Below are 25,975 nucleotides of genomic sequence, written 5' to 3'. Positions count from 1 at the left end.
GCGGCGAAAGGTACCTAGTGAAGTGGCGATGTAGTGCTTATCGCACGGGCAGCGGGCTAGCTAGGTAGTCTGCGCCGGTAAGCTCACCGTCGTTGAAGGAGAGCACCCACACCGAAGCTTTCTTGAACTTGAGCTCGTCGATGGGAGTCGTGATGAACTTCGGCGCGTAGGATTCGATAATTCCCGGAATGGTTAGTCCCTGGCTCACAATGACGGGGACTCCGCCGCCGTCAACAACGCGCTGGAAGGCCGCGCGGGCGTCTTCAGGGGATTCAGCAAACACATCGTCACCAAATGCTTTGTTAACAGCGATGTCCATGCCGAGCTCATCCGCCAACGGTGCGGCGGTGTGCTGGCAGCGCTGCGGCGGGGCGCTGTAAATCGCGGTCGGGTGAAAAGGCGTGAGCATCGGCACGAGCATCTCTGCTTGGCGGCGGCCTTTCTTATCCAGCGGGCGAAGGTCATCATCGCCCTCCCAGGAGCGGCGCTGGTGAGCACGTGCATGGCGTACATAGAGCACACGCGTCGTCGGAGCCAGGCGGAGGCGCTTCTTGGCCTTCGCCAGCACCTGCGTATCAACGTCATAGGAGAGCAGCGTGCAGGCCTCGTCGATTGTCATCCAACGCAGCTCATCGGTCTCCGAATTCGTGGTGTATTCGCCGTCGAGTACACGTGCCAGCCAGTAGTAGACAACCTTCGTGCGTCCTTGAACGGGATAAGCCACCTTGCCAATGAGCTTGCCCAGGCGCACGGTGTAGCCGGTTTCCTCGAAGATCTCGCGCGCGGCGGTGACGGGAAGAGATTCGCCCGGATCGACCTTGCCCTTAGGCAGCGACCAATCGTCGTAGTGCGGGCGGTGGATGATAGCAACCTCCGGATCGTGTGGATCCCCACGCCAGAGAACCGCACCAGCGGCAAGCGTCGTCCGCTTGAACTCATCCGCCGGATCGACAGGGATCTCCTGGTGGCGACCAGAGATGAAGACCTCCGATCGGATGTCTTTATCCGTCTCATGCATGTTCTTTGCCTTGGGCATGCTGCTCCTTTGTGCCTGTAGCTTGTGACCTTCTCCATCTTCCTCCACTCGCCGTCACGATGCAGCTTTACGCGCCGAACGTATTTCAATGCCGGGCGTGCTTTAATGGAAAAGGTCGATGCAGTGAAATTGATCGTGAGGTGGCACATGGCAAACGTGGCAGTAATGGGCGCGGGTTCGTGGGGAACCACGCTGGCGAAAGTCTTTGCTGACGCCGGCAATGACGTCCGCTTGTGGGCGCGCCGCGAGGAACTGGCAAACACCATCAACACGCGCCACGAAAACCCGGACTATCTCCCGGAGCTCTTACTGCCTGAGTCGATCCGGGCAACCACCGAACCCGCCGCTGCTCTGAAAACTGCAGACATCGTCATCTTCGGCGTTCCTTCCCAAACCCTTCGCGGAAACCTGGAGAAATGGGCGCCGCTCTTGCCGGAGGACGCTACCTTGGTCTCAATCTCGAAGGGCGTGGAGAAAGCTACGCTTAACTTGATGAGCGAGGTCATCGCGGACGCCGCCGGCGTATCCGTTGACCGCATTGCCGTGCTCTCAGGGCCCAACTTGGCCAAGGAGGTGGCTCAGGAGCAGCCGGCCGCTACGGTTATTGCCTGCAGCGATGCTGCCCGCGCGGAGGCCGTCCAGCACGCAGCTGCCGCTCCATATTTCCGCCCCTATACCAACACCGATGTTATCGGCGCAGAAATTGGTGGCGCCTGCAAGAACGTTATTGCTCTTGCGTGTGGTATGGCCGCTGGCAAGGGGTTGGGCAATAACACGATGGCGACCATTATCACGCGCGGGCTTGCTGAGATTACCCGCCTTGGTGTGAAACTGGGCGCGGATCCATTTACCTTCTCTGGTCTAGCTGGAATGGGTGACCTTGTGGCGACGTGCAGCTCGACGCTCTCGCGCAACCGTACCTTTGGCTACCGCCTTGGCCAGGGCGGGACTCTGGAGGAAGCTACCGCGGCTACCAACGGGCAGGTCGCGGAAGGCGTTATCTCTTCCGATTCCATTTTTAGGTTGGCGCAGCGCGCGGGCGTGGAGATGCCCATTACCCAGGCGGTCTATGGAGTGTGTCACCGTGGCGTGACTGTCGACGACATGATCGTCGCTCTGATGGGTCGTACCAAGAAAGCTGAGTAAAGCCGAGTAAAGTTGCTCGGTATGACTGAAGCGAAACCTGTGCGCGTAGCCGTTGTGTACGGCGGCCGCAGCTCCGAGCACTCGGTGTCATGCATTTCCGCCGGCGCGATCATGGAGCACCTAGATCCAGAAAAGTATGAGGTCGTGCCGATCGGTATCACGCGGGAAGGCACCTGGACCCAGGGCAACCGCGCGGGCCTTGCCATCGTCGATGGGCGCCTGCCTGAGGTGGAACTCCACGATGAGTTGGCGCTATCCCTCAACCCCGCAACACGCGGGCGCATCCACAATGTCACCCGCCACGAGCACTACACAGAGGTGGATGTCATCGTTCCAGTTCTCCATGGACCCTATGGGGAAGATGGCACGGTGCAGGGCCTTTTTGAGCTTTCCGGAATCCCCTACGTCGGCGCGGGCGTACTGGCCTCTGCGGTGGGTATGGACAAGGAGTTCACCAAGAAGCTCCTGGTGGCCGAAGGTCTTCCCGTCGCACCCCAAGAAGTGCTTAGCGGTGGAGATACGCTGAATGATGCTCAGAAAGAGCGCCTTGGTTTGCCTGTCTTCGTGAAGCCGGCGCGGGGCGGTTCCTCCATCGGTGTCTCCAAGGTTTCCGCGTGGGAAGATTTTGACGCGGCGCTGGCCCTGGCTTATGAGTCCGATGACAAGGTCCTAGTCGAGCCAGAGATCCGCGGAGACGAGGTTGAGGTGGGCGTCCTCGAGCACCCGGACGGAAGCCTGCAAGCCTCTGTTCCGGCCAAGCTTTTGGGGACCACCGAGTCGGAGGAAGGCTTTTATGACTTCGACGCCAAGTACATCGATGAGGGAGTGTCGGCGGCGATTCCTGCGCCGCTGAGCGCGGAGCTCATCGACGAGCTGCGTCAGCGCGCCATCGAGGCCTTCCGGGCGCTGGGCGCAACGGGGCTGTCGCGCGTGGATTTCTTCGTTAGCGAAGACTCTTATTGCATCAACGAGATCAATACCTTCCCTGGATTCACGCCGATTTCGATGTACCCGCAGGTCTTCGCCGCCGTGGGAGTGGGTTACGCCGAGCTGCTCGATACTCTCATCCAGACCGCCCTCGCGCGTTCCTAGTCCCTGAGCAGTGCGCGAAAGGAAGGTGGTGAAGAAAGAGGCCGCGACACCTACTGAGCGGGGGTGGCTTCAACGAGGGCGTCGCTAAGCCGCACCAGTGCCGAGTTCGCCGCTTCTTGCGGGGCAGACAGCGCGAGGTCCTCCGCGCGGCCGAGCGCGAACCACGTGCCGGCCGTGGTGCCTTCCGCCAGCGTGGTGTCCTCGAACCAAGGGACGTCATTAACCTGCTGGAGCTGAACGCCCGCGCGGTAGTTCTCCGGAGCGGCGACACCGCAGCGCACAACTATTTCCTCATAGCCCGGCGCGCTGTAGACCCAGGTGTTCTTATCGCCAGCATCCGTGCGGCGCGTATAGCCCTCTGCGAGTGAGTCTGGCAGAGCCTTGTCCAGTGCGGGGCACATGGAATCCGGACCTGCCTTGAGTTTGGATAGCGGTGCCGGATTGGGGTCTTGAGGCTTCTTATCTAGTTTGTTGAGGGCTTCTGTTAGCCCTTGCGGGGCGTCGGACTGTGCGTCGCCTGTAGGCGTAGTCACGGCGACCGCAGGAGTGCGCTGGGTGCTGTACCACGTCGTGAGGTTCGAGCCGGGGGTGGCGTCAATGACCTGCAACCAGGATTCGCCGTCGGCCTCGATGGTCTGGGAATAATCCGTAAACTGCTGCGGCAGGTCAACGCCACAGCGCAGAGTTACTTTGTCCTCCGAGCTCTTCGTCCAGGCTGCGGCACCCGCCGGGGCTGGGTCGACGAGTTTGACCCGTGAGTATCCCATGAGCTTTTCCGGCAGAGCGTCGACGACAGCGGCGCATTCGGGGGAGTCCGCTGCTTCAGACGGAGTGGGAGGCAGCGCCACCGGCTGTTGCGCGGCGCTGGTGATGACGTACTTTGCCCCAAAAATCACCGCGAAGACCATCGCGATGGCAATCCCGAGTGAGATGTATATAGCGGTGCGGTTAAATTGGGTATCCATAGGGGCTTATCCTATCGCTGATAGCCCAAGAAGAACGAACGTTGAAGGCATACCAGAATGGTGCGCCATCTGCGCAAGGAAAAGGAGTCCGTGACGGTGGGTTTATCCCATACCCTCGACCAAGCCGGCGAACGGCACGTTATCCATGAAATCGTCACCGCAGCGCCGAGCGCGCTCAACGGCGATGATGCCGCGGTGCTTTATCCGGCGGCGCCTAATTCACGCACTGTGGCCTCGACGGACATGATGGTGGAAGGCCGGCATTTTCGGCGGGACTGGTCCACCGCCGCGGAAGTAGGTCACAAGGCCATCGTGCGCAACTTTGCCGATATTGAGGCAATGGGGGCTCGGCCCACTGCAGCGCTTCTGGCGATCGCCGCCCCGGGCGATACCCCGGTGGATTTCGTGCGTGGAATAGCGCAAGGCATTGCTGAGCGCTGCGCGGTGTACAACGCCGAGCTGGTCGGCGGTGATTTGACCCGCAGCGACAGCCTGGTCATCAACGTCACAGCGATGGGCTCTTTGGGCGGAAGCGGCGCACCGTTAACTCTGGATGGTGCGCGTGCGGGCCAGAAGCTAGTGGCGCACGGCAAGATTGGGTATTCCGGAGCGGGCTTGGCCCTCTTACAACGTTTTGGCCGCGCGCTGCCCCCGGAGCTGGACGAGCTCTGGCCGCTGATCGACGCCCACTGCGCGCCCACCCTCGCACCCGGGCGCGGCGTCATCGCTCGGGCAACCGGCTCGACCGCGATGACGGATAACTCGGATGGACTCGTGCGCGATGTGGGGCACTTGGCCGAGCGCTCCGGGGTGCGCATCGATTTTGACCGCGGCGCCATTGCCCCCGATCCGCTTGTGGCCGCCGCCGGTGCGGTGCTCGGCATCGACCCTTGGGAGTGGGTCTTGGCGGGTGGGGAGGACCACACGCTGTTGGCTACGACGTTTAAGGCTGCCCCCTCTGGGTTCCGGGAAATTGGCCGGGTGATGCGCGGCACCGGAGTAACTATCAATGGAGAGGAACCTCGCTATAGCGAGGGCTGGGAGGGATTTGCGTGAGCCACATCGATACTTCTCACATCCACTATTCTTGGATGCCGCACATCAGGCAGGCCTTGGAGGACAACCTCCCACGCATCGAGCGCTCGATTGGGGCAGAGTTCTTGCCACCGGCCGAGGACGTCTTCGCCGCCCTGTCGATGCCCCTCGAGGACGTGCGGGTGCTCATCGTGGGCCAGGATCCCTATCCCACACCGGGGCATGCCATGGGCTTGTCCTTTTCCACGCGGCCGGGTGTTCCGGCCCCGCGTTCGCTGAAGAATATCTACGCCGAGCTTGGCGCCGACCTCGGCATCCCCGGCCGCGCCGATGGTGACCTGCGGGCCTGGTTTGACCAGGGCGTGCTACTGCTCAACCGGGTACTCACCGTGGCCCCGGGCCAGGCGGGCTCGCACCGCCGCCTCGGGTGGGAGGCGATTACCGAGGCCGCCATTAGGGCGCTGGCGGGGCGCGATATCGTGGCCATCCTGTGGGGCCGCGACGCCCAGTCCTGCCAGGCCTTCCTACCGGGCACGGACTGTATTACTTCCCCGCATCCCTCGCCGTTGTCAGCGCGGCGTGGCTTCTTCGGCTCGCGCCCTTTCTCCCGCGCAAACGCGGCCTTAGAAGCCCGTGGCGTCCCCGCGGTGGACTGGCGCTTGTAAACTAGCCACCATGTCATATCCCGCCGAGTTGGATGCTCGTGGTTTGCACGAGTGGGCCGCACGAACCGTGGAGGAGCTGCAGCGCCGCCGCGCTGAAATCAATGCCCTCAACGTTTTCCCGGTGCCCGATTCGGATACGGGATCCAACATGGCGCACACCATGGAGTCCGCCTTGGCGGAGGCCGATAAGGGTGAGGCGGACGTCGCCGAAGCATTGGCCATCGGCTCGGTGCGCGGTGCCCGCGGCAACTCGGGGATGGTGCTCTCGCAGGTGCTGCGTGGCGTTGCCGATGCCACAACGGACTCGCGCGTAGATGGTGCGGTCCTCGCTGATGCTTTGACGCTGGCTGTCACGTTGGTCGATCGCGCGCTTGCCGCCCCAGTAGAAGGCACCATCATTACCGTTTTGCGCGCTGCGGCGGCCGCTGCCAGTGAGGCCGCCGGGCAGCCCGGTGCCCAGCTACACGGCATCCTGGTCGCGGCACTCGACGCCGCACGGCAGGCCTTGGCGCAGACTCCGTCGCAACTGCCCGCGCTGCGCGAGGCAGGTGTCGTGGATGCCGGCGGTACCGGCTTCGTGATTCTGCTGGAGTGCCTCCTTGCACAGGTCACCGGTGAAGAACCCACCAACCAGCCGTTGAGCGTTTCGGCGCCAGAGAAACCTGAGAAGCTCGCAGAGATCGAAGCCGTCTTCTTCTTTGAGGGAAACCTCGCTGAGGTTGAACAAACCTTGGCCCCGCTGGGCAATAGCCTCGTCATCGCGCGGGCGACGGACACCTCTGGCAGCGTTCACATCCATAGTTCTGAGGCCGGCACGGTGATCGAAAAGGCCTACGGCCTGGGAAAGGTCAGCAACCTGCGGCTCGAAGCGCTGCCGCCCGCAGAGGCGGGGGCGTGCGCCACGAAGCACAGCGAGGGCGAGAGCCCGCAGCGGCGCATTTTTGCCGCGGTGCCCGAAGGTGCCGCGCGGGAGCTATTTGAGAAGGCTGGGGCGCGAGCAATTGGGCCCGGCGAGGATCTAGAGAACGCTGCGGTAGGCGATCTTTTCCTGCCCAACGGGTGCGGTGGGGATCCAGGCAGGGCGACAGTCATACCGACTGGCTCCATCGTGGCCGGGCTCGCCGCGCTATCGGTGTATTCGCCCAACCCCTCTCGTTCGGCCGAAGTAGTGGCCGCTATGTCCGATGCCGCGCGTTCCATGCGGGTGGCTCATCCGGAAACAGAAAGCCTCGACGGCATCATCGCGGCATGCCGCACCCAGTTGGCCTATGGGGGCGAACAAATCACTGTGTTGTCCGGCTGTGACATCGATGCTGAAGAGTTGACGCAGATTCTTGGTGTCGACGTCGTTGTGCTTCGAGTTCCCGGATTGCGCACGGAGATCGGGGTGGAGTAGACCATGCTGGGATGGCAAGACGATCGGGCGCTGACGGAAGTACTGGCGAAGAAGGATGCCGCGGCGTTCAAGCGCGCCTTCGGCTACACCACGTGCGGGGAGCTGCTTAGCCATTATCCGCGTGACTATATCCGCCACAACAAGGACGTGGGCCTCGGCGGTGCCGAGGACGGAGATCACGTCACCATCACCGGCGTCATTGAGGAGGCCCGCGTCAAGCACACCTCTAAAGCCATGGTGTTTATCCTCTACATGGATAACGGAGTCCAAGCCTCCTTCTTTAACGCGCACTACGTCCAGCGCGTGCTGGGCCGAGGTATGCGCGTCATGCTCTCCGGCAAGCTGAAATACTTTCGCGGATATCCCAGCCTGCAGCACCCCGACTTTCTCATCCTTGATCCCGGCCGCTATCAGGAGTCCCTACTGGATAGCGCAACCGGGCAGGGGACAGGCTCGCTCAAAAAGCTCTCCCAGTTCGGTTCACTAGACACCTTCTTGCAACGTGAATGGATCCCCGTCTACCCGGCCAGCGGGAAGGTGACGTCGTGGTACATCATGGGTGCCATCCACAAGGTGCTCGAACACACCTCGCCTATTCCGGAGCCGCTGGACTATCGGATGATGGTCACCCTGGATCAAGCCGTGCGCGAAATCCACGAACCGGGAGACAGCGGGCCGGAACGCGCCATCCAGCGCCTGAAATACAACGAGGCCTTGTCGATCGGATTGGTCATGGCCCTCCGTCAGCGCGACGTCAAGGCGCGCACGGCAACCCCGATGCCGGCCATTCTGGAGGGCTACCGCGATGAGCTGCTTTCTGAGCTGCCCTTTGCGCTGACCGACGGCCAACGCCGCGTCATTGCCGAAATCGATGCTGATCTCTGCGGCACCGCGCCCATGATGCGACTGCTGCAAGGTGAGGTGGGCTCAGGAAAAACGCTCGTTGCCACGTGTGCCATGCTGCAAGCGGTAGACGCCGGCAAGCAGGCCGCGCTCTTGGCGCCGACGGAGGTGCTGGCGGCGCAGCATGGGGCGTCGATAAGCGCCAGCGTTCCGGATGGTGTCACCGTTACGGTCTTGACCGGGTCGATGAAGACGGCGGAGAAGCGCAAGGCGCTGCTGGAGATTGTTTCTGGTGAGGCCGATATCGTCATCGGCACCCACGCCATCATCCAAGACAGCGTAGAGTTTTTCGATCTTGGCCTGGTCATCGTGGATGAGCAACACCGCTTCGGCGTGGAGCAGCGCGATAGTCTGCGCACCAAGACGCGTGAGGGCATCAGCCCGCACGTGTTGGTGATGACAGCAACCCCCATTCCGCGCACCATTGCCATGACCGTCTTCGGTGACCTGGCAGTCTCGACGCTCAAGGAGCTGCCCGGTGGGCGCAAACCCATCCTCTCGGCGGTGGTGCCTGAATGGAAACCGGAATGGGTGCGACGCGCCATCGAGCGCATTCGCGAAGAGGTGAGCAAAGGCCACCAGGCCTATATCGTCTGCCCGCGAATTGAAGGCGAGGGCGGGGTGGAAACCATGTCTGTGCAATTGCGCAACCTGCCTTTTCGCGGGCTTCGAGTGGAGATGCTCCACGGCAAGATGCCTGATAAGGATGAGGTGATGGAGCGATTCGCCCGCGGGGAGATTGACGTCCTCGTGGCCACCACGGTCATTGAGGTCGGCGTCGATGTGCCCAATGCCACCGTCATGCTCATCCGTGAATCAGAGAATTTTGGAGTCTCGCAGTTGCATCAGCTGCGCGGGCGCGTGGGCCGCGGCGGAAACGAATCCGTGTGTTTGCTGCATACGCTGGCTGAGCCTGACAGCAAGTCCTTTCGACGTATCAAAGCCATTGCGGATACGCCGTCCGGCTTTGACCTTGCCGAATTGGATCTCACGCAACGCCACGAAGGCGACATCTTGGGAACACTCCAATCCGGCACGAAGCGCACGCTCAAATTGCTCGACCTTGTTTATGACAGGGACATCATCGAGCGCACGCATGCCGATGCCGCCGCATTGGTTGAGCGCAATCCTGACCTGGCGGAGCAGTTGACGCACAACCTGAGCGCCGATGAGCAGGGCTTTTTAGAGAAGAACTAGGGGAGTCTCCGCGGCAGGGACAGGGGAGATAGGGTAGAAGCCATGACCAGAATCATCGCCGGGGAGGCCCGCGGGCGCACCATTAAGGTGCCCGAAGCCGGGACTAGGCCCACGTCCGACCGTGCCCGTGAGGGCCTTTTCTCATCTCTGAACGTGCGTTGGGGTTTCATTGATTCCCGCGTGCTGGATCTGTTTGCGGGCTCAGGTGCGCTGGGTCTGGAGGCGGCCAGCCGCGGTGCCGAAGAAGTCGTCCTCGTCGAGAACAACGCCGCGGCCGTAAAGGTCATCCGCCATAACATTGGGGTGGTCAAGCACCCGCGCGTAGAGGTACGAGAAATGAATGCCTCCTCCTACCTGGCCACCGCACCGCGCGGCTATTTCGACATGGTGCTCGCGGATCCGCCGTATAGCTTCGATGACGTCGACGGGCTTCTCGCTGCGATCGAGCCGGTGCTGGATGATGCCGCGATTGTTGTCATCGAGCGCCATGTAAATTCGCCCCAGACACAATGGCCGGAAGGTTTCGAGCCCACCGGTCAGAAGCTCAAGAAGCGGACCTTCGGTATCGCGCGTTTTGATATGGCGATTTATCACCGCGACGCGGAGACCTCGGACACCAATCACACCGACAACCAGGAGGACTAGCCATGCCGACCCACGCCGTATGCCCCGGCTCTTTCGATCCCATCACGCTAGGGCACGTTGACGTGTTTAACCGTGCGAGCGAGCTCTTTGACAAGGTCACGGTGCTGGTGACGGGCAACCCAGACAAGCCTTCCGGGTTGTTCAGCGTGGAGGAGCGCGTGGATTTGATTCGCCGTACCGTCGCCCCGGAAATCGAGGTGGACTGGTGGGGCGGTCTGCTCGTGGACTACACCAGCGCGCATGGCATAGACACGATTGTGAAGGGCCTTCGCTCCTCCTTGGACTATGAATACGAGCTGCCCATGGCGCAGATGAACCGGCGCCTTTCCGGAATCGATACGGTCTTCTTGCTAACAGATGAGAAGTATGGCTACATTTCCTCCTCGCTGTGCAAGCAGGTGGCACACTACGGAGGCGACGTCAAGGGTATGTTCCCGGAGCATGTGGCTGCTGCTGTCATGGAACGCTACCGAGGCTAAGGGGACATGTCTGTACTGGCAATACCGCTCGTTGTTCTCTTCACAGTTCTAGCTGGCTCCTGCCTGCAACGAGTGTCCGGCATGGGCCTTGGCCTCATTGGTGGACCAATCCTGACCCTCTTCCTCGGCCCGGTGGAAGGCATCATGGTCATCAATGTTTTGGCCTGCCTTAACGCTGTTCTCACGACCTATTCGATGCGTGAGAACGTGGATTGGGGAAAGTGGCTGCGCATCGGCCCCTTCATGATCCTCGGCTCAATCCCGGCAGCCCTGCTCATCGCGCGTATTGATACCGCAGCATTGTTGGTACTCGTTGGCGCGGCCTTGTTGATCGCGTTGGGTGTGGTGGTCTTCGGGCGAAAGTTCGTCCCGGAGATGCGCGGTACGGGCCCGGCCATTTCCGCGGGCATTTTGGGCGGGTTCACCAACACGCTCGCGGGCGTGGCCGGCCCTGTCATCACGGTGTATGCGCAGGCAGCACGGTGGCCGAAGGAAGTCCTCGCGCCAACCTTGCAGCCCTGTTTCTTTATCGGCGGATTGTCCTCGGTGCTAACGAAATCCTTCTTGGGTTCTGGCGGCTTCGAGGGACTGCACTGGCTGGTGTGGCCCTGTGGGGTAATTGGCATGTGCGTTGGCATCTTTTTAGGAAAGAAGATTGCCGGACGGGTCTCGCGCGATAAGGCGCACAAGCTCTCGCTTTCGCTCGCCGGCTTGGGTGCGTTGATCGCACTACTGCGAGGCTTGTTCACTCTGGGTGCTTAGACAGCGCCTGGGTAGGGTGGAACCCATGGCGAAATTCAAGATTGAGGACGCACTGTCCCTGCGCGCTGGCAAGAATTTTCAGATTGATTCGGTCGATGCTTCGGCAACGCCCGGTTTTGACGGCGATAAGGAGGAGCTCGCCGCTCGCTTCTCCAAGTACGATGATGAGCTGTATGAACTCCAAGAACGGCTTTTTGCCAATGGCCGCAGCTATGGTGAGGACGCCCCGGCGGTACTCATTGTCTTGCAGGGCATGGATACCTCAGGCAAGGGCGGGGCTATCCGCCACGTGTTGAGCACCTTTGACCCTCAGGGAACCACGACCGTGAGCTTTGGCAAGCCCACCGAGGAGGAACTAGAACACGACTTCTTGTGGCGCATCCGTAAACACGACCCACAGCCGGGACAAATCGTGGCCTTTGACCGCTCACACTACGAGGATGTCCTCATCCAACGCGTACACGAGTGGATCGATGAAGAAGAAGTGGACCGACGCATCGACGCCATCCGCGACTATGAGCTGGATCTGACGGCGAAGGGCGTCAAGGTCATCAAGGTTTTCTTGCACCTGTCCAAGGACGCGCAGAAGAAGAACCTACTGGAGCGCACGGAACGGGAGGACAAGTTCTGGAAATATGACCCTTCCGATGTGGAAGAGCGCGCCTATTGGGATGAGTACATGGCGGCCTATCAGGATGCCATTCGGCGCACAGATGAAAACTACGCACCCTGGTACGTCATCCCCACCGATAATAAGAAGTATGCCCGGATGGCGCTGAAGTTCCTCATCGTGGATCTCCTACGCCACCTGGACCTGGAATGGCCAGCGCCCGACTTTGATCCGGAAGTAGAGCGCCAGCGCATTAAGGACGCCGACTAAGAGCTAGTCGCTTTCTGCGTCATCGACGTCGCGGGCAAGTTCACGGGCCGCGGCGTTGAAGGTATCGAGAACAGAGAGCAGCGCTTCTTGGGCATTAATCACGCCCACGTTAAGCGCGTGGAAGAGCTGGTCCTCGTTCAGGCCCGCCGTGGTGACGAAGCAAGAGTCACCGCGCAGCTCCACCTCATCCTCGACCAGCCCGACGAGCGCGCGCCCATCGAATGCGCCTGCATTGAACTCATTGCACAGGACGTGGAAGATGGGGAGCATGTCGGCGTTGAGCTGCGTGGAGAGCACGCACTCGATGCGCACAAGGCCCTCTTCCGCAGTGATGACCCAATCAAGATCGTTGAGGCGGGCAACTGCGGTAGTCGCATCCTCCGGGTGCGCGGTGGCCGCCATGTCCAGTTCGGTGCTGTTCAGCGCGGTGAGCACGCGATCCCGGCTCACGGTGGGCAGCGGCGAGCCGGACAGGATATCGAAAGGATCAGAACCTACGGATGCATTCTGGTTCGTTGTCGAGTTTTGGCTCATGCTTGCTCCTTCTTATCCCAGGTGACTGCCTGCGGGAAGCGCTGCGCCACGATATCGAAGATTTCCGCGAAGCTGGACAGGGAACTCAACAAGAAGTGGCCCAGCTGGGCCAAGGAGAGGCCTTCGCCCACAGCCATGGCGCGGTTAGCACCTAGGTGGATTTCCTCGTTTCCCTTTGCATCCTCTTCCACGAGATAACTCAACGTCGGTGCAACGCTAGCCCAGTTCAGCTCCGCCACGGCGGCGGCCACGTCGTGCTCCAAGTGTGCGGGAAGCGTGCCTTCCCAGGAAGCGAAGGCGCTCAACACGTCACCCTCGGCGTCAAGGTCACAGTGCACCGCGATATGGGGCACACCGGTTTGCAGCACGCGCCGCGCGGCCGGGGAGTTGTCGGCGGCCGCGTCCTCGTCGGCTTCAGGTGCTGCCTCGATGAGGGCATAGTCGGCGTCGATAAGCTCGCACAACTGCGCCAGCCGGTCGATGGTGACCGGCTCAACCACGTGGAGATCGGTCACTGCTGTTCACCCTGGGCGGCCTCGGATCCTTCTCCCGCCTGCGCGGCGGATTCCGAACCGAGCTTGGCCATTTCCTCGGCGGCGGCGACCATAGCGTTCTGCGCGTTGATGACACCATCCACGGAGGCGCGCAGTGCGGCTGCCAACTGTTCGTCATTCATACCGGCCGCACACGGAAGGTCGGCCTCAGTGCGCACGAGGAGCATGCCGTCGAAGTCCGCGATCACCGCGCGGGCTCCCATGGCCACGGAGTTGATCTGGTTGGCCGCCAGGAAAAGGCCTGCATCAGCCTTGGCGTAGTTGACGTCCGTCGGCACATCACAGCGCACGATGGCAACGCTCTCCAACACGGCGAACATGCAGGGCAGACCGTTGAGGTTTGCAGTGGCGGCATCGTCGCGGCCGGTGACTGGCTCGAGTTCGATGTCGAAGGTCTTCATCGCCTCGATGATGCGGTCGAGGGTGACCTCCGGCAGTGCGTGCGGGTCTTCGGCGGCGGTGGTTGTCGGATTAGTCATGGTTGTGCTCCTTCCAGGTAACGAGCTGCGGGTACTGCTGTTCAATCCACTCGAAGGACTGCAACACGGCATCCAAGGTAGACATGACGAACGCGCCAAGCTGGTTGCGGGAGGCACCATGTGTCACGTCGAGATCACGCGCACCAGAGACCGCCAAGGCGTTATCGGGTGCCTCGAAGAAGCGGAAAGTCGGGGTGAAATGGTCCTGGTTCCACGCGTTGATGTGCATGAGGAGCGCAGGCCCCTCGGAGGCGGGGACCGAGCCGCGCCACACGGAATCGACGATGAGGGAGGAGCCAACGAGCTGGAAGGCAATGGCGGCGTTTGAGAAACCGGTGCGCAGAAGGTTGACCGTCTGGCCGTCCTGGGTCTTTTGCTCTTCGATGCGGTACTCCAAGTTCTCTGACTCAAAGATCTCCGCGATGCGCTCGAGGGTGACTTCCTCGATGGGGGTGTCGGGCTGCAGCTGGCGCTGCTGCGCGTCGTCGTGATTAGTGGTGTCCGTCAATTCTTCTACTCACTTTGCTACTTGCTACATATTTCTTAATCTTTTCCGGCCCCGACACTACCGGAGCCGTCCGCCTCGGGTGCGCAGGTGGGGGCATCGACGAGCTGTTCGCCGCCGAGTTCGTGGGCAAGTGCTGGTTTTAACTCTGGGTAGCGGAAGACGTGGCCCAGATTCTCCAGCCGGCTGGGCACCACCTTCTGGTTAGCCAGTGCGAGCTCGCGTGCGCCTTCCTTACCCAGCAGCAGGGCGGGCCCGACGCTGGGAATGGGGATGAAGGTGGGACGGTGGAGCAGGGCTCCGAGGGCGTCGACGTAGTCTCGGTTGAGCACCGGCTGCGGGGAGACCCCGTTGATCGCGCCCTGCCACTCTGAGTCGAGCGCGGCGCGGACAAACATGTCTGAAAGATCGTCCTGTGCAACCCAGCTATTCCACATGGTGCCCTTGCCGAACGCGCCGCCGAGTCCAGTAGAAAACAATGCACGCAGCAGCGGGAGGATACCCGCGTTGGCTGATTGCACTATGCCGGTGCGCAGGTTCACCACGCGCTTTCCCGCCTCGCGCGCCGGCGCGCAGGCCTCCTCCCACGCCCCCACGACGTCGGCGAGGAAACCATCCCCACGCTCCGATTCTTCGGTGAGATCCTCGTCGCCCCGGTCCGGACCGTAGATGCCGATGGCGGAGGCGCAGATCATCGCTGACACGGACGGTGTCTGGGCTACAAGCTGGGCCAACAGGTGAGTGGGGCCCACGCGCGAATCCCGGATCGCCTCCTTGTGAGCGGAATTAAAACGACCGAAGATTGGCTCCCCGGCTAGGTGGATGAGAACATCGACTCCCTCTAACAAATCCTTGGCGGGAATGTTTGGGCGCCACAAGCGCTCGCCGGCGCCCGGGGAGGAGCGCACTAGAGGCACGACGGTATGGCCCAAGGTGCCAAGCTGCGCGGCCACAGCAGCGCCAACCGTCCCGTGCGTTCCCGTAATCGCTATTGTGTGGGGCTCGGCGTTGAGCTCACCGAGCCGTTGGGCAAAGCGAAAGTCTTCGATGAGCTGTTGCTGACGGTAGGCAAAGACCGACTCCACCGCACCCGTGGGAATGCGTGTGTCCACCTTGTCGGTGATGAGTGTGCCTTCCGGGTGATCCTCAAAGAAGTGCTCATGGCGCCAGTTCGCCAGCGAACGGAAGGGGGCGTTGATGCACACATCCGCAAAGGAACGCCGCGGCTGGTACCTACTCAAATCATGCCGGGCAACCCATTTCAGGCCGCCAGGCAAGCTCAAGACCGATGTTCCGTCTGCCAGTGACTCGGCCTGCTGCAGGGGAGACATGAATCCAAATGGCGCGGTGAGGCGGGCGAGCGCCCCGGGGCGGGTGTGCCATTGCCATACCTCTCCGCGCGGGGCTGGAACAACGTGCTGGGTAGTAAAACTCACTGTCTATGGACCTGCCTCAGAAAATTCGGGGGTGCGAGGGCGTATACAGCACGGATGAAGAGTGCTATGGTTGGTGCTGGCTTTCAAGCATAGACAAGTCCTATTAACCATTGTCCGACATCCTTTAAAGACCGCACCGTGAGGCGGGGAAGGAGGTCACGATGAGTGAAACCGGCACCCACGCGGAGTCCAACGAGCTGCTGAGCTCGAAAGACGTCGCGCGTACTGTCGCACGCATCGCGCACCAGATCATTGAGAAAACGGCGCTTGATTCGAGTGAATCTCCTCGGGTCCTGCTCTTAGGCATTCCCTCTGGTGGCGTGCCTTTAGCGCAGCGCCTTGCCGAAAAGATTGAGGAATTCTCCGGGGTGGAGGTTCCCTGGGGCTCCCTTGACATCACGTTGTACCGCGACGATCTCTATGCTCGCCCGCACCGGGCATTGCAGCCCACCACAGTCCCAGCCGGTGGTATCAACGGCGCCACGGTCATCCTTGTTGATGATGTGCTGTACTCCGGCCGCACCATCCGCGCCGCGTTGGACGCCCTGGCAGATATCGGGCGCCCCGACATTATTCAACTTGCCGTCCTCGTGGACCGCGGACACCGCCAGGTTCCCATCCGTGCTGATTACGTGGGCAAGAACATCCCCACCGCACGCGACGAGGACGTCACCGTCTACAACGCCGACATCGATGGCCGTGACGCCGTCGTTCTTACCCGCTTCACTGCACAGCCCGGCAAGGAGGCATAAATGAAGCACCTCATTAATATCGCCGACCACAGCGCCGAGGAAATCCTTGGGCTCATGGATGAGGCCGACCGTTTCCGGGAAGCCTTGGACGGCCGCGAAGTCAAGAAGTTGCCGACTCTGCGCGGGCGAACCGTGTTTACGTTGTTCTATGAGAACTCCACCCGTACTCGTTCCTCCTTTGAAACGGCGGGAAAGTGGATGTCGGCGGATGTCATCAACCTCTCTGCGTCGACGTCCTCGGTGAAGAAGGGCGAGTCCCTCAAGGACACTGGGCTGACGCTGACCTCCATCGGCGCCGATGCCATCATCATCCGCCATCCTTCCTCCGGCGCGGCGCAGCAGCTGGCCGGTTGGGTAGCACCGGGAGGACAGGGACCGAGCGTGATTAACGCCGGCGATGGTGCCCACCAGCACCCCACGCAGGCGCTTCTCGACGCCGTCACGATGCGCCAGCGCCTACACCTTGGTACGGATCGCTCCGCCTCTGGCACCGGCTTCGAGGGCCTGAACGTCACCATCGTCGGTGACTGCCTGCACTCCCGCGTCGTGCGCTCCAACGTGGACCTGCTGTCGACGTTGGGCGCTGAGGTTACGCTTGTCGCTCCGCCGACGCTGCTGCCCTTTGGCGTCGACACCTGGCCGGTGCGCGTCTCCCATGACTTCGACTCCAAGGTGGCCAAGGCTGATGTCGTCATGATGCTGCGCGTCCAAGCAGAGCGTATGAACGGCGGCTTCTTCCCCTCGCACCGCGAGTATGCAGCTCTTTACGGGATGTCCAAGGACCGCGCTGCTGCCATGAAGAAGGACGCCATCATCATGCACCCGGGCCCCATGGTCCGCGGCATGGAAATCAACTACGCGGTGGCTGACTATGACAACACCGCGGTGCTCCAGCAGGTCCACAACGGTGTCCACGTGCGCATGGCCACCCTCTTTACGCTGCTCACCAACGGCGAGAACGCCGGTATCTAAAACGAGTTATCTCATAAATCAACGAGGAGAGCTTTTCAGAAACCATGACTACTTATCCAGACACCGGCGTGCTCTCTGCTCCCGCGGCGGGCACCTTGCTCATCACCAATGTTCGCCCCTATGGGGAAGGGGAACCCACTAACATCCTGATCAAGGATGGCGTCATCGAGGCGATCGGCGCCGCCGATATCACCCCAGCGGAAGGTGTCGACCGCACTATCGACGGGGGCGGCAACGTGCTGCTTCCGGGATTGGTGGACATGCACGTCCACCTGCGTGAGCCAGGCCGCGAGGACACCGAGACCATCGAGACCGGCTCGCGGGCGGCCGCCAAGGGCGGGTTTACTGCCGTGTTCACCATGGCGAATACCTCCCCGGTCACGGACCAGCCGATCATTGCGGAGTCCGTTTGGGCCAAGGGCCAGGCGCGCGGTTTGTGCGACGTCCATCCGGTTGGCTCCATCACGAAGGGCTTGGAGGGCAAAACGCTGACCGAGTTCGGCATGATGGCCCGCTCGGATGCCAAGGTGCGCATGTTCTCGGACGACGGCAAGTGTGTCCAGGACCCGCAGCTCATGCGCCGTGCCTTGGAATACGCCAAGGGGCTCGACGTCCTGCTGGCCCAGCACGCGGAGGATCACCGTATGACCGAAGGCGCGAGTGCCCATGAGGGCGAGGTTGCCGCCCGCCTGGGTCTGCGCGGCTGGCCGCGCGTGGCTGAGGAATCGATCGTGGCGCGCGACGCACTGCTCGCGCGTGACTACGGCAACCGCATGCACATCTGCCACGCTTCGACGAAGGGCACAGTCGAGCTGCTCAAGTGGGCTAAGGAGCAGGGGATTCCGCTGACCGCTGAGGTGACACCGCACCACCTGCTGCTGACCGATGACAAGCTGGTGACCTATGACGGCGTCTTCCGCGTCAACCCGCCGCTGCGCGAGGAATCCGACACCCTGGTCCTGCGCCAGGCATTGCTCGACGGGCTTATCGACGTCGTGGCAACGGACCACGCCCCGCACGGCAGCGAAGACAAGTGTGTCGAGTTCGAGCACGCCAAGCCGGGCATGTTGGGACTTGAATCCTCCCTGGCGGTCATCGCCAAGCTCTTTGTCGCCACTGGCCTGGCGGATTGGCGCTTCGTTGCTCGCGTCATGTCGGAGCGTCCGGCGGAGATTACCCGCCTGCCCGGCCATGGTCGCCCGATTGCAGTCGGCGAGCCGGCCAACCTCACCATCGTTGATCCGGAACATGAGTGGGTATCAGATTCCACCCGCCTGGCCTCGAAGTCGGAGAACAACCCCTATGAGGGGGAGGAGTTTGGCGCGCGCGTTACCTACACCATCCTGCGCGGCGCGGTGACCTATGACCTCTCAGCTGAAAGTGGTGACGAGGCAGACGAATAATCGGGATAATCGAGAGTCAGAGTTGCTCAACCCGAGTACCCAACGCTCATAGCCAACACAACCAACCCTTCACCGACAAAATCACTGAAAGGTTTAACGCACAGTGACTTCCACTAGCACCACTCCCGCCATCCTGGTCCTCGCCGATGGCCGTACTTTCCGTGGCTTCGGCTTCGGCGCCACGGGCACAACCCTGGGCGAGGCCGTCTTTACTACCGCCATGACTGGCTACCAAGAGACCATGACTGACCCGTCTTATCACCGTCAGATCGTGGTTGCCTCCGCGCCCCAGATTGGTAATACGGGCTGGAACGATGAGGACAGCGAGTCCCACGGCGACCAGATTTGGGTTGCCGGCCTTGTTATCCGTGACCTTGCCCGCCGTGTTTCCAACTGGCGCGCCGCCCGTTCCCTGCCGGAGGAGATGGAGAAGCAGGGAATCATCGGCATCGGCGGAATTGATACCCGTACCCTGGTGCGTCACCTGCGTAACCACGGTTCCATCAAGGCCGGTATCTTCTCCGGCGAGGCAGCTGAGCGGGACGTCGAGGAGCTCATCGCTGAGGTCAAGAATCAGCCATCCATGGCAGGTCTCGACTTGTCCGAAGAAGTCTCGACCGATGAGGTCTACACCTTCCCAGCTGTAGGGGAGAAGCGCTTCACCGTCGTGGCCTATGACATGGGTGTGAAGACCGCAACCCCGAAGAATTTCGCCGAGCGCGGCATCGAGACCATCGTGGTTCCAGCCAACACTCCTTTTGAGGAGATCAAGCAGTACAACCCGGATGGCGTGTTTGTCTCCAACGGTCCGGGCGACCCGGCTACCGCTGACACCATGGTGGGCATTGTGCGCGATATCCTTGCTGCCAAGTACCCCTTTTTTGGCATCTGCTTTGGCAACCAAATCCTCGGCCGCGCGCTGGGTATGGACACCTACAAGCTGAAGTTCGGTCACCGCGGTATCAACGTCCCGGTGCGCAACCAGCTCACCGGCAAGATCGATATCACCTCCCAGAACCACGGCTTCGCCCTGGCCAGCCCCTCGGGCAAGGAAGACCCGGCGGGCGAGGAGTTCGATACTGACTTCGGCCCGGCAGTTGTGTCCCACACCTGCCTCAACGACAACACCATCGAGGGCGTAGCGCTCAAGAACGGTATGGCCTACTCCGTGCAGTACCACCCCGAGTCCGCCGCCGGCCCGCACGATGCTAACCCGCTCTTTGACCAGTTCATCGAGCTCATGACTGAGAAGTCCCCGAACAAGTAGAACGCAACCAGGAAGAGGAAGAAGAAACTAATGCCAAAGCGCAACGACATCAATCACGTCCTGGTTATCGGCTCCGGCCCGATTGTTATTGGCCAGGCCTGCGAGTTCGACTACTCCGGCACCCAGGCCTGCCGCGTGCTCAAGGAGGAAGGCCTGCGCGTCACGCTGGTCAACTCCAACCCGGCAACGATTATGACCGACCCGGAGTTCGCCGACCACACCTATGTGGAACCCATCGAGCCCGAGTTCATCGAGAAGATTTTCCAGAAGGAAAAAGAAGAGGGCAATCCTATCGACGCCGTCCTGGCAACCCTCGGTGGCCAGACCGCCCTCAACGCCGCCGTACAGCTGGACCGCCTGGGCATCCTGAAGAAGTACGATATCGAGCTCATCGGTGCCGATATCGACGCCATCGAGCGCGGCGAGGATCGCCAGAAGTTCAAGGACATCGTGGCCTCCATCGGCGGCGAATCCGCACGCTCCCGCGTGTGCCACACCATGGATGAGGTTCACGAGACCGTCGCCGAGCTCGGCCTCCCGGTTGTCGTGCGCCCGTCCTTCACTATGGGCGGTCTGGGCTCTGGTCTGGCCTTCAACGAGGAGGACCTCGACCGTATCGCCGGCGGCGGCCTGGCTGCTTCCCCGGAGGCGAACGTCCTGATCGAGGAGTCCATCCTGGGCTGGAAGGAGTTCGAGCTTGAGCTCATGCGCGATGGCGACGATAACGTCGTGGTCATCGCTTCCATCGAGAACGTCGACGCCCTTGGCGTCCACACCGGCGACTCCGTCACCGTGGCCCCAGCCTTGACCTTGACTGACCGCGAGTACCAGAAGATGCGCGACCAAGGCATCGCCATCATCCGCGAGGTCGGCGTCGACACCGGCGGCTGCAATATCCAGTTCGCTGTGAACCCGGATGACGGCCGGATCATCACCATCGAGATGAACCCGCGCGTGTCCCGCTCTTCGGCACTGGCTTCCAAGGCCACCGGCTTCCCGATTGCCAAGCTGGCTGCCAAGCTGGCTATCGGCTACACCCTGGATGAGGTGCGCAACGACATCACCGGCGTGACCCCGGCCGCCTTCGAGCCGACGCTGGACTACGTCATTGTCAAGGCTCCGCGCTTTGCCTTCGAGAAGTTCCCGGGCGCTGATGACACCCTGACCACCACGATGAAGTCTGTGGGCGAGGCCATGGGCATTGGCCGCAACTACATCTCCGGCCTCAATAAGGTCATGCGCTCGCTGGAGGGCAAGCCTTCTGGTTTCTGGACCAAGCCGGATGAGTATTTCGCCGGTGAGCGCGCCACCGACCTCGACGCCGAGCTCAAGGATCTAGAGCGCCCGACCGAGGGCCGTATGTACGACATCGAGCTGGCGCTGCGTTTGGGTGCTACCGTTGAGCAGCTCCACGAGCACTCCCACCTGGACCCGTGGTTCTTGGCGGAGCTCGAAGCACTCGTGCAGTTCCGCGAGGAGCTCGAGAACGCCCCAGTGCTCGACGCGCAGTTGTTGCGCCGCGCCAAGGTCTTTGGCCTCTCTGATGCCCAGATTGCCGCGCTTCGCCCGGAGTTCGCTGGTGAGGATGGCGTGCGTTCCCTGCGCTGGTCCCTGGGTATTCGCCCGGTCTACAAGACCGTTGATACCTGTGCGGGCGAGTTCGAGGCTCAAACTCCGTACCACTACAGCACCTACGAGATGGATCCGAACGCGGAATCCGAGGTTCGAGCCAGCTCCGAAAAGACCAAGGGCAAGGTCATCATCTTGGGCTCCGGCCCGAACCGCATCGGTCAAGGCATTGAGTTTGACTACTCCTGCGTGCATGCAGCGCTGGAACTCTCCCGCGAGGGCTATGAGACGGTTATGGTCAACTGCAACCCGGAGACAGTATCGACGGACTACGACACTGCAGACCGCCTCTACTTCGAGCCCTTGACCTTCGAGGATGTCATGGAGGTCTACCACGCAGAGGCCGCCTGTGGTGAGGTAGCCGGTGTCATCGTCCAGCTGGGCGGGCAGACTCCGTTGGGCTTGGCCGAGCGCCTGACCGCCGCGGGCGTTCCGGTCGTCGGTACTTCTGCCGCCGCCATCGACCTGGCGGAAGACCGCGGCGAGTTCGGTAAGGTGCTTGCCGCTGCCGAGCTTCCAGCACCGGACTTCGGCACCGCCACCTCCTTCGATGAGGCCCGCGAGGTCGCCGCGAGCATCGGCTACCCAGTGCTGGTCCGCCCGTCCTACGTGCTGGGCGGCCGCGGCATGGAGATTGTCTATGACGAAGACTCCCTGCGTGACTACATCGAGCGCGCCACCGAGATCACCTCGGATCACCCGGTGTTGGTGGACCGCTTCCTCGACAACGCCATCGAGATCGACGTCGACGCGCTGTGCGACGGCGAGGAGGTCTACCTCGGCGGAGTCATGGAGCACATCGAGGAGGCGGGTATCCACTCCGGCGACTCCTCCTGCGCCTTGCCGCCGATGACGCTCGGCCCGGAGGATATTGAAAAGGTGCGGGAGTCGACGCGTCGTCTAGCGCACGGTATCGGCGTCAAGGGCCTGATGAACGTCCAGTACGCGCTTAAGGACGACACCCTCTACGTCATCGAGGCCAACCCGCGCGCGTCCCGCACGGTGCCGTTCGTGTCCAAGGCCACCGGTGTGCCGATGGCTAAGGCCGCAGCTCGCGTCATGCTCGGCGCGTCCATCGCGCAGCTCAAGGATGAGGGAATCATCCCGTCCACCTATGACGGCGGCTCCCTGCCCATTGAGCACCCGATTGCGGTTAAGGAAGCCGTGCTGCCGTTTAACCGCTTCCGCCGCCCGGACGGTCAGCTGCTCGACACGCTGCTCTCCCCGGAGATGAAGTCCACCGGTGAGGTCATGGGCTTGGCCGACAACTTCGGCGCAGCTTATGCCAAGGGTGAGATGGCCGCCTTCGGCGAGCTGCCGACGGAGGGCACGGTCTTCGTGTCTGTGGCCAACCGCGACAAGCGCACGCTGATCTTCCCGATTCAGCGCCTGGCCTACATGGGCTACACCATCGTCGCCACGGCAGGCACCGCGCAGATGCTGCGCCGCAATGGCGTGGAGTGCGAGGTGGCAGTCAAGGTCTCCGAGGCTGAGGAGGGACAAGAGTCCATCGTCGACGCCATCCTGGCCGGCAAGGTCGACCTCATCCTCAACACCCCGGCCGGTTCCGCCGGTGCACGCCACGACGGCTATGACATTCGCGCCGCGGCAGTATCCGTCGGGGTTCCGCTGGTGACGACCGTTCAGGGCGTTACCGCGGCGGTGCAGGGCATCGAGGCGCTGCGTCAGGGAGATCTTAAGGTACGCGCGCTGCAGGAGCTCAAGCATGACCCAGCCAACTAATGCTGCACCTACCTTTGGCGATCGCCTTGTCGCCGCCGGTAGGCAACGAGGGCGTCTGTGCGTAGGTATTGACCCACACCCACACCTCCTGGAGGCGTGGGGCCTGTCAGTCGACGTCGACGGCCTGCGCACCTTCAGTATGCGTTGCGTAGAGGCATTCGCCGACACGGCAGCTGTAGTCAAGCCGCAAGTGGCGTTCTTTGAGCGCTGTGGTTCGCGCGGATTCGCCGTCCTCGAAGAGGTTCTGGCAGCACTGCGCGAGCAAGGCTGCCTGAGTCTGGCCGATGCTAAACGCGGCGATATCGGCTCCACCATGGCTGGTTATGCCGAGGCCTGGCTGGGGGAGGACTCGCCGTTGCGCGCGGACGCGGTGACGGTATCGCCTTACCTCGGCGTGGGAGCGTTGAGTCCTGTCTTCGACATTGCGGAAAAGACCGGTGCTGGTGTCTTCGTCCTTGCGGCGACCTCCAATCCGGAGGCCGTAGCGTTGCAATCGCTGAGCGTCGATGGCCGCAGCGTAGCGCAGCGCGTCGTTGATGAACTCGGACAGCGCAATGCCGCGGCAATGGCCACGGATGACGCTGTAGGAGCGCTCGGAGTGGTTGTCGGTGCGACACTCGACGCGCCGCCGGTATTAGACCATTTACATGGTCCGGTTCTTCTTCCGGGCGTGGGCGCGCAGGGCGCGACTCCAGCTGATGTTAGGCAACTCACCTCCGCGGCGCCCGAGCTGGGCTTTGCCAACGTCTCTCGAGCCATCCTTTCGGCAGGTCCAGACGTTGCTGACCTGCGCAAAGCCGTAATAGATACGGCTGCCGAGTTCCGAGACTAAAGAGCTCGGTCTCAAACGGCGCGCTGGATTAACAGGCGCGCCGTTTACCTGGTATTTTGTTTAAGGCATGTGCGTTGACGTGCAGGAACCTTTAATAGAAAGGGGCCGGGTTACGTCATCGCGTACAGACCAGTGCTAGGATTGCCAGAAGTCGGTTCGCGGCGGTAGCAAAAGCTACCCCGCGCTGGGGAAATCTTCCCACCGTGAGCCGAGATTCTGGTGTTAGCCATCAGATGACAATGTTCGTACTAATGAAATCGGAGGAAACCCGTGGCCCTTCCCAAGTTGACAGATGAGCAGCGCAAAGAAGCTCTCGCAAAGGCCGCTGAGGCTCGCAAGGCTCGCGCTGAGCTCAAGGCTGCGCTGAAGCGCGGCGAAACCAACCTACAGGAAGTACTGGAGAAGGCCGAGACCGATGAGATCATCGGTAAGACCAAGGTCTCCGCGCTTCTCGAGGCTCTGCCGAAGGTTGGCAAGGTCAAGGCTAAGGAAATCATGGAGGACCTGGAGATTGCTCAGACCCGCCGCCTGCGTGGCCTGGGTGACCGTCAGCGCCGCGCCCTGCTCGAGCGTTTCGGCTACGGCGAGTAATTAGCGCAATGGCTGACGAAACTGCACGCGGGCGCCTGGTCGTTCTGGCCGGGCCGTCCGCTGTGGGTAAGTCCACTGTGGTTTCGCGCCTGCGCGATGATGTAGACAACCTTTACTTCAGCGTCTCGATGACGACGCGCCAACCCCGCCCCGGCGAGTCTGATGGGGTGGACTACTTCTTTGTCTCCCCGGAGGCTTTCCAGGAACACATAGACGCCGGAGACATGCTCGAATGGGCAGAGATCCACGGTGGTTTGCAGCGTTCTGGTACGCCGGCTCAACCCGTTAGGGAAGCGATGTTGGCTGGTCGCCCAGTGTTGGTGGAGGTTGATCTTGCAGGCGCCCGCAACGTGAAGGCGGCGATGCCGGAGGCGGAAACCGTGTTTCTGGCCCCACCGTCCTGGGAGGTTTTGGTGGAGCGCCTGACTGGGCGCGGTACCGAGCCACAGGATGTGATTGACCGCCGTTTGCACACCGCAGAAACGGAACTTTCCGCGCAAAAAGAGTTCGACCACATCGTTGTCAATGACAATCTCGATGAGGCCGTTGCTGCAATTAGTGCTATCCTGCGTGGATAGACCACGATTTTGACCATCTACCAACAGTAAAGGTGCATGTGACCAACGTGACCACACCTGCCAATTCTGAGGCCGCAAAGCCGGAGCCAGTATTCGATCCGCCGACGGGTATCACTGACCCGCCTATCGATGAGCTGCTGGGCAAGGTCTCGTCTAAGTACGCCCTGGTGATCTTCGCCGCTAAGCGCGCACGTCAGATCAACAGCTACTACAAGGAACAGGACGAAGGCGTCTTCGAGTTCGTCGGACCGCTGGTGACCCCGGAGCCGGGCGAGAAGCCGCTGTCCATCGCACTGCGCGAGATCGACGCCGGCCTGCTGGACCACGAGGAAGGCAACTAGCCTTCGCCCCGTGAAGGCAGCAGCCTAGCGCGTATTCCGAAATAGACCCACCCTAGTGTCGCTTGAGGCGCTTGGGTGGGTTTGTTGTGTCTTGGGTACTATCGTCCGAGTGAAGGATGTACAGCAAACCCCAGATAGTCCAGAGAGCAGCACTGCCT

The 25,975-nt window shown here is 61.8% G+C and carries 26 protein-coding genes; 19 read left to right on the top strand and 7 right to left on the bottom strand.

Going from position 1 to position 25,975, the window contains the following annotated elements; all coding sequences use genetic code 11:
• Window positions 1–37: 37 nt before the first annotated feature.
• Entirely contained in the window at window positions 38–1,036 is a 999-nt protein-coding gene (locus tag HMPREF2808_RS02585) for an NUDIX hydrolase (RefSeq protein WP_070623540.1), read from the bottom strand.
• Window positions 1,037–1,183: 147 nt separating this feature from the next.
• On the opposite strand from HMPREF2808_RS02585, the gene HMPREF2808_RS02580 reads away from it, so the two are divergent.
• Window positions 1,184–2,182: an NAD(P)H-dependent glycerol-3-phosphate dehydrogenase gene (locus HMPREF2808_RS02580; RefSeq protein WP_070623537.1), complete on the top strand. Its 999-nt coding sequence runs from the start codon at window positions 1,184–1,186 to the stop codon at window positions 2,180–2,182.
• 21 nt (window positions 2,183–2,203) lie between these two features.
• Entirely contained in the window at window positions 2,204–3,274 is a 1,071-nt protein-coding gene (locus HMPREF2808_RS02575) for a D-alanine--D-alanine ligase family protein (RefSeq protein ID WP_070524372.1), read from the top strand.
• A 50-nt stretch (window positions 3,275–3,324) separates the two neighbouring features.
• On the opposite strand, the gene HMPREF2808_RS02570 is transcribed toward HMPREF2808_RS02575, so the two are convergent.
• Entirely contained in the window at window positions 3,325–4,239 is a 915-nt protein-coding gene (locus HMPREF2808_RS02570; RefSeq protein WP_070623535.1) for a DUF3515 domain-containing protein, read from the bottom strand.
• Between the two features lie 57 nt (window positions 4,240–4,296).
• Between HMPREF2808_RS02570 and HMPREF2808_RS02565 the strand changes: the two genes are divergently transcribed.
• Genes HMPREF2808_RS02565 through HMPREF2808_RS02530 form a run of 8 tightly spaced genes read left to right on the top strand, consistent with a single transcriptional unit; the run spans window position 4,297 to window position 12,201 of the window.
• A complete protein-coding gene (locus HMPREF2808_RS02565; RefSeq protein ID WP_070623533.1) occupies window positions 4,297–5,295 on the top strand; it encodes a thiamine-phosphate kinase in 999 nt (332 codons plus the stop codon).
• Window positions 5,296–5,330: 35 nt separating this feature from the next.
• A complete protein-coding gene (locus HMPREF2808_RS02560; RefSeq protein ID WP_185963192.1) occupies window positions 5,331–5,939 on the top strand; it encodes a uracil-DNA glycosylase in 609 nt (202 codons plus the stop codon).
• Window positions 5,940–5,949: 10 nt separating this feature from the next.
• Window positions 5,950–7,335 carry a DAK2 domain-containing protein gene (locus HMPREF2808_RS02555; RefSeq protein ID WP_070623527.1) on the top strand — a complete coding sequence of 462 codons (1,386 nt, stop codon included), beginning with the start codon at window positions 5,950–5,952 and terminating at the stop codon, window positions 7,333–7,335.
• A 3-nt stretch (window positions 7,336–7,338) separates the two neighbouring features.
• Window positions 7,339–9,435 carry an ATP-dependent DNA helicase RecG gene (locus HMPREF2808_RS02550; RefSeq protein ID WP_070623524.1) on the top strand — a complete coding sequence of 699 codons (2,097 nt, stop codon included), beginning with the start codon at window positions 7,339–7,341 and terminating at the stop codon, window positions 9,433–9,435.
• A 42-nt stretch (window positions 9,436–9,477) separates the two neighbouring features.
• Window positions 9,478–10,080: a 16S rRNA (guanine(966)-N(2))-methyltransferase RsmD gene (rsmD, locus tag HMPREF2808_RS02545; RefSeq protein WP_070532990.1), complete on the top strand. Its 603-nt coding sequence runs from the start codon at window positions 9,478–9,480 to the stop codon at window positions 10,078–10,080.
• Between the two features lie 2 nt (window positions 10,081–10,082).
• The gene (gene coaD, locus HMPREF2808_RS02540; RefSeq protein WP_070524357.1) at window positions 10,083–10,559 is read left to right on the top strand and encodes a pantetheine-phosphate adenylyltransferase; all 477 of its coding nucleotides are present in this window, start codon (window positions 10,083–10,085) and stop codon (window positions 10,557–10,559) included.
• 6 nt (window positions 10,560–10,565) lie between these two features.
• Complete coding sequence (locus HMPREF2808_RS02535; RefSeq protein WP_070623521.1) at window positions 10,566–11,321, top strand: sulfite exporter TauE/SafE family protein; 756 nt, start codon at window positions 10,566–10,568, stop codon at window positions 11,319–11,321.
• A 25-nt stretch (window positions 11,322–11,346) separates the two neighbouring features.
• Window positions 11,347–12,201, top strand: coding sequence for a PPK2 family polyphosphate kinase (locus HMPREF2808_RS02530; protein ID WP_070623518.1), 855 nt, complete (start codon window positions 11,347–11,349; stop codon window positions 12,199–12,201).
• Window positions 12,202–12,204: 3 nt separating this feature from the next.
• Here the strand turns inward: HMPREF2808_RS02530 and HMPREF2808_RS02525 are convergent, their stop codons facing one another.
• The 5 genes from HMPREF2808_RS02525 to HMPREF2808_RS02505 are packed head-to-tail and all read right to left on the bottom strand — an operon-like array spanning window position 12,205 to window position 15,709.
• Window positions 12,205–12,735, bottom strand: coding sequence for a hypothetical protein (locus HMPREF2808_RS02525; RefSeq protein WP_070532986.1), 531 nt, complete (start codon window positions 12,733–12,735; stop codon window positions 12,205–12,207).
• The gene (locus HMPREF2808_RS02520) at window positions 12,732–13,250 is read right to left on the bottom strand and encodes a hypothetical protein (protein ID WP_070532984.1); all 519 of its coding nucleotides are present in this window, start codon (window positions 13,248–13,250) and stop codon (window positions 12,732–12,734) included. The genes HMPREF2808_RS02525 and HMPREF2808_RS02520 overlap by 4 nt, the downstream gene beginning before the upstream one ends.
• A complete protein-coding gene (locus HMPREF2808_RS02515) occupies window positions 13,247–13,768 on the bottom strand; it encodes a YbjN domain-containing protein (RefSeq protein ID WP_070532982.1) in 522 nt (173 codons plus the stop codon). The genes HMPREF2808_RS02520 and HMPREF2808_RS02515 overlap by 4 nt, the downstream gene beginning before the upstream one ends.
• Entirely contained in the window at window positions 13,761–14,276 is a 516-nt protein-coding gene (locus HMPREF2808_RS02510; RefSeq protein ID WP_070532981.1) for a YbjN domain-containing protein, read from the bottom strand. The genes HMPREF2808_RS02515 and HMPREF2808_RS02510 overlap by 8 nt, the downstream gene beginning before the upstream one ends.
• A gap of 35 nt (window positions 14,277–14,311) precedes the next feature.
• Window positions 14,312–15,709, bottom strand: a complete 1,398-nt coding sequence (locus tag HMPREF2808_RS02505; RefSeq protein WP_070623515.1) for a TIGR01777 family oxidoreductase — start codon at window positions 15,707–15,709, stop codon at window positions 14,312–14,314.
• Between the two features lie 161 nt (window positions 15,710–15,870).
• Between HMPREF2808_RS02505 and pyrR the strand changes: the two genes are divergently transcribed.
• The 9 genes from pyrR (at window position 15,871) to rpoZ (ending at window position 25,817) form a co-directional block, all read left to right on the top strand.
• Entirely contained in the window at window positions 15,871–16,461 is a 591-nt protein-coding gene (pyrR, locus tag HMPREF2808_RS02500; protein WP_070532978.1) for a bifunctional pyr operon transcriptional regulator/uracil phosphoribosyltransferase PyrR, read from the top strand.
• On the top strand, window positions 16,462–17,433 hold the full coding sequence (locus HMPREF2808_RS02495) for an aspartate carbamoyltransferase catalytic subunit (RefSeq protein WP_070623512.1): 972 nt from the start codon (window positions 16,462–16,464) through the stop codon (window positions 17,431–17,433). It begins immediately after the preceding gene.
• A gap of 44 nt (window positions 17,434–17,477) precedes the next feature.
• Window positions 17,478–18,836, top strand: a complete 1,359-nt coding sequence (locus tag HMPREF2808_RS02490) for a dihydroorotase (RefSeq protein ID WP_070623510.1) — start codon at window positions 17,478–17,480, stop codon at window positions 18,834–18,836.
• Window positions 18,837–18,939: 103 nt separating this feature from the next.
• A complete protein-coding gene (gene carA, locus HMPREF2808_RS02485) occupies window positions 18,940–20,103 on the top strand; it encodes a glutamine-hydrolyzing carbamoyl-phosphate synthase small subunit (RefSeq protein WP_070623509.1) in 1,164 nt (387 codons plus the stop codon).
• Window positions 20,104–20,133: 30 nt separating this feature from the next.
• Window positions 20,134–23,475, top strand: coding sequence for a carbamoyl-phosphate synthase large subunit (gene carB / locus HMPREF2808_RS02480; RefSeq protein WP_070623506.1), 3,342 nt, complete (start codon window positions 20,134–20,136; stop codon window positions 23,473–23,475).
• Window positions 23,459–24,307, top strand: coding sequence for an orotidine-5'-phosphate decarboxylase (pyrF, locus tag HMPREF2808_RS02475; RefSeq protein WP_070623503.1), 849 nt, complete (start codon window positions 23,459–23,461; stop codon window positions 24,305–24,307). Before carB ends, pyrF begins: the two co-directional genes overlap by 17 nt.
• A gap of 270 nt (window positions 24,308–24,577) precedes the next feature.
• The gene (gene mihF, locus HMPREF2808_RS02470) at window positions 24,578–24,898 is read left to right on the top strand and encodes an integration host factor, actinobacterial type (RefSeq protein WP_010186801.1); all 321 of its coding nucleotides are present in this window, start codon (window positions 24,578–24,580) and stop codon (window positions 24,896–24,898) included.
• Window positions 24,899–24,906: 8 nt separating this feature from the next.
• A complete protein-coding gene (gene gmk, locus HMPREF2808_RS02465; protein ID WP_070623500.1) occupies window positions 24,907–25,476 on the top strand; it encodes a guanylate kinase in 570 nt (189 codons plus the stop codon).
• Window positions 25,477–25,514: 38 nt separating this feature from the next.
• The gene (gene rpoZ / locus HMPREF2808_RS02460; protein WP_070524322.1) at window positions 25,515–25,817 is read left to right on the top strand and encodes a DNA-directed RNA polymerase subunit omega; all 303 of its coding nucleotides are present in this window, start codon (window positions 25,515–25,517) and stop codon (window positions 25,815–25,817) included.
• Window positions 25,818–25,975 lie beyond the last annotated feature (158 nt).

The sequence above is a fragment of the Corynebacterium sp. HMSC078A10 genome (assembly GCF_001811565.1).
Classification (GTDB): Bacteria; Actinomycetota; Actinomycetes; order Mycobacteriales; family Mycobacteriaceae; genus Corynebacterium; species Corynebacterium hesseae.
The sequence above is the reverse complement of the archived record's forward strand: the minus strand, read 5'-3'. Positions and strand labels throughout refer to the sequence as shown.

What these genes read in the sequence shown, in the direction of transcription:
- HMPREF2808_RS02525 (WP_070532986.1), bottom strand. Translation starts at nt 12,735, where the DNA reads ATGAGCCAAAACTCGACAACGAACCAGAATGCATCCGTAGGTTCTGAT.
- HMPREF2808_RS02495 (WP_070623512.1), top strand. Translation starts at nt 16,462, where the DNA reads ATGAAGCACCTCATTAATATCGCCGACCACAGCGCCGAGGAAATCCTT.
- HMPREF2808_RS02555 (WP_070623527.1), top strand. Translation starts at nt 5,950, where the DNA reads ATGTCATATCCCGCCGAGTTGGATGCTCGTGGTTTGCACGAGTGGGCC.
- pyrR (WP_070532978.1), top strand. Translation starts at nt 15,871, where the DNA reads ATGAGTGAAACCGGCACCCACGCGGAGTCCAACGAGCTGCTGAGCTCG.
- HMPREF2808_RS02560 (WP_185963192.1), top strand. Translation starts at nt 5,331, where the DNA reads ATGCCGCACATCAGGCAGGCCTTGGAGGACAACCTCCCACGCATCGAG.
- HMPREF2808_RS02530 (WP_070623518.1), top strand. Translation starts at nt 11,347, where the DNA reads ATGGCGAAATTCAAGATTGAGGACGCACTGTCCCTGCGCGCTGGCAAG.
- HMPREF2808_RS02515 (WP_070532982.1), bottom strand. Translation starts at nt 13,768, where the DNA reads ATGACTAATCCGACAACCACCGCCGCCGAAGACCCGCACGCACTGCCG.
- HMPREF2808_RS02550 (WP_070623524.1), top strand. Translation starts at nt 7,339, where the DNA reads ATGCTGGGATGGCAAGACGATCGGGCGCTGACGGAAGTACTGGCGAAG.
- HMPREF2808_RS02535 (WP_070623521.1), top strand. Translation starts at nt 10,566, where the DNA reads ATGTCTGTACTGGCAATACCGCTCGTTGTTCTCTTCACAGTTCTAGCT.
- HMPREF2808_RS02575 (WP_070524372.1), top strand. Translation starts at nt 2,204, where the DNA reads ATGACTGAAGCGAAACCTGTGCGCGTAGCCGTTGTGTACGGCGGCCGC.
- HMPREF2808_RS02490 (WP_070623510.1), top strand. Translation starts at nt 17,478, where the DNA reads ATGACTACTTATCCAGACACCGGCGTGCTCTCTGCTCCCGCGGCGGGC.
- carB (WP_070623506.1), top strand. Translation starts at nt 20,134, where the DNA reads ATGCCAAAGCGCAACGACATCAATCACGTCCTGGTTATCGGCTCCGGC.
- HMPREF2808_RS02570 (WP_070623535.1), bottom strand. Translation starts at nt 4,239, where the DNA reads ATGGATACCCAATTTAACCGCACCGCTATATACATCTCACTCGGGATT.
- gmk (WP_070623500.1), top strand. Translation starts at nt 24,907, where the DNA reads ATGGCTGACGAAACTGCACGCGGGCGCCTGGTCGTTCTGGCCGGGCCG.
- HMPREF2808_RS02565 (WP_070623533.1), top strand. Translation starts at nt 4,297, where the DNA reads ATGGTGCGCCATCTGCGCAAGGAAAAGGAGTCCGTGACGGTGGGTTTA.
- pyrF (WP_070623503.1), top strand. Translation starts at nt 23,459, where the DNA reads ATGACCCAGCCAACTAATGCTGCACCTACCTTTGGCGATCGCCTTGTC.
- rsmD (WP_070532990.1), top strand. Translation starts at nt 9,478, where the DNA reads ATGACCAGAATCATCGCCGGGGAGGCCCGCGGGCGCACCATTAAGGTG.
- HMPREF2808_RS02585 (WP_070623540.1), bottom strand. Translation starts at nt 1,036, where the DNA reads ATGCCCAAGGCAAAGAACATGCATGAGACGGATAAAGACATCCGATCG.
- coaD (WP_070524357.1), top strand. Translation starts at nt 10,083, where the DNA reads ATGCCGACCCACGCCGTATGCCCCGGCTCTTTCGATCCCATCACGCTA.
- HMPREF2808_RS02580 (WP_070623537.1), top strand. Translation starts at nt 1,184, where the DNA reads ATGGCAAACGTGGCAGTAATGGGCGCGGGTTCGTGGGGAACCACGCTG.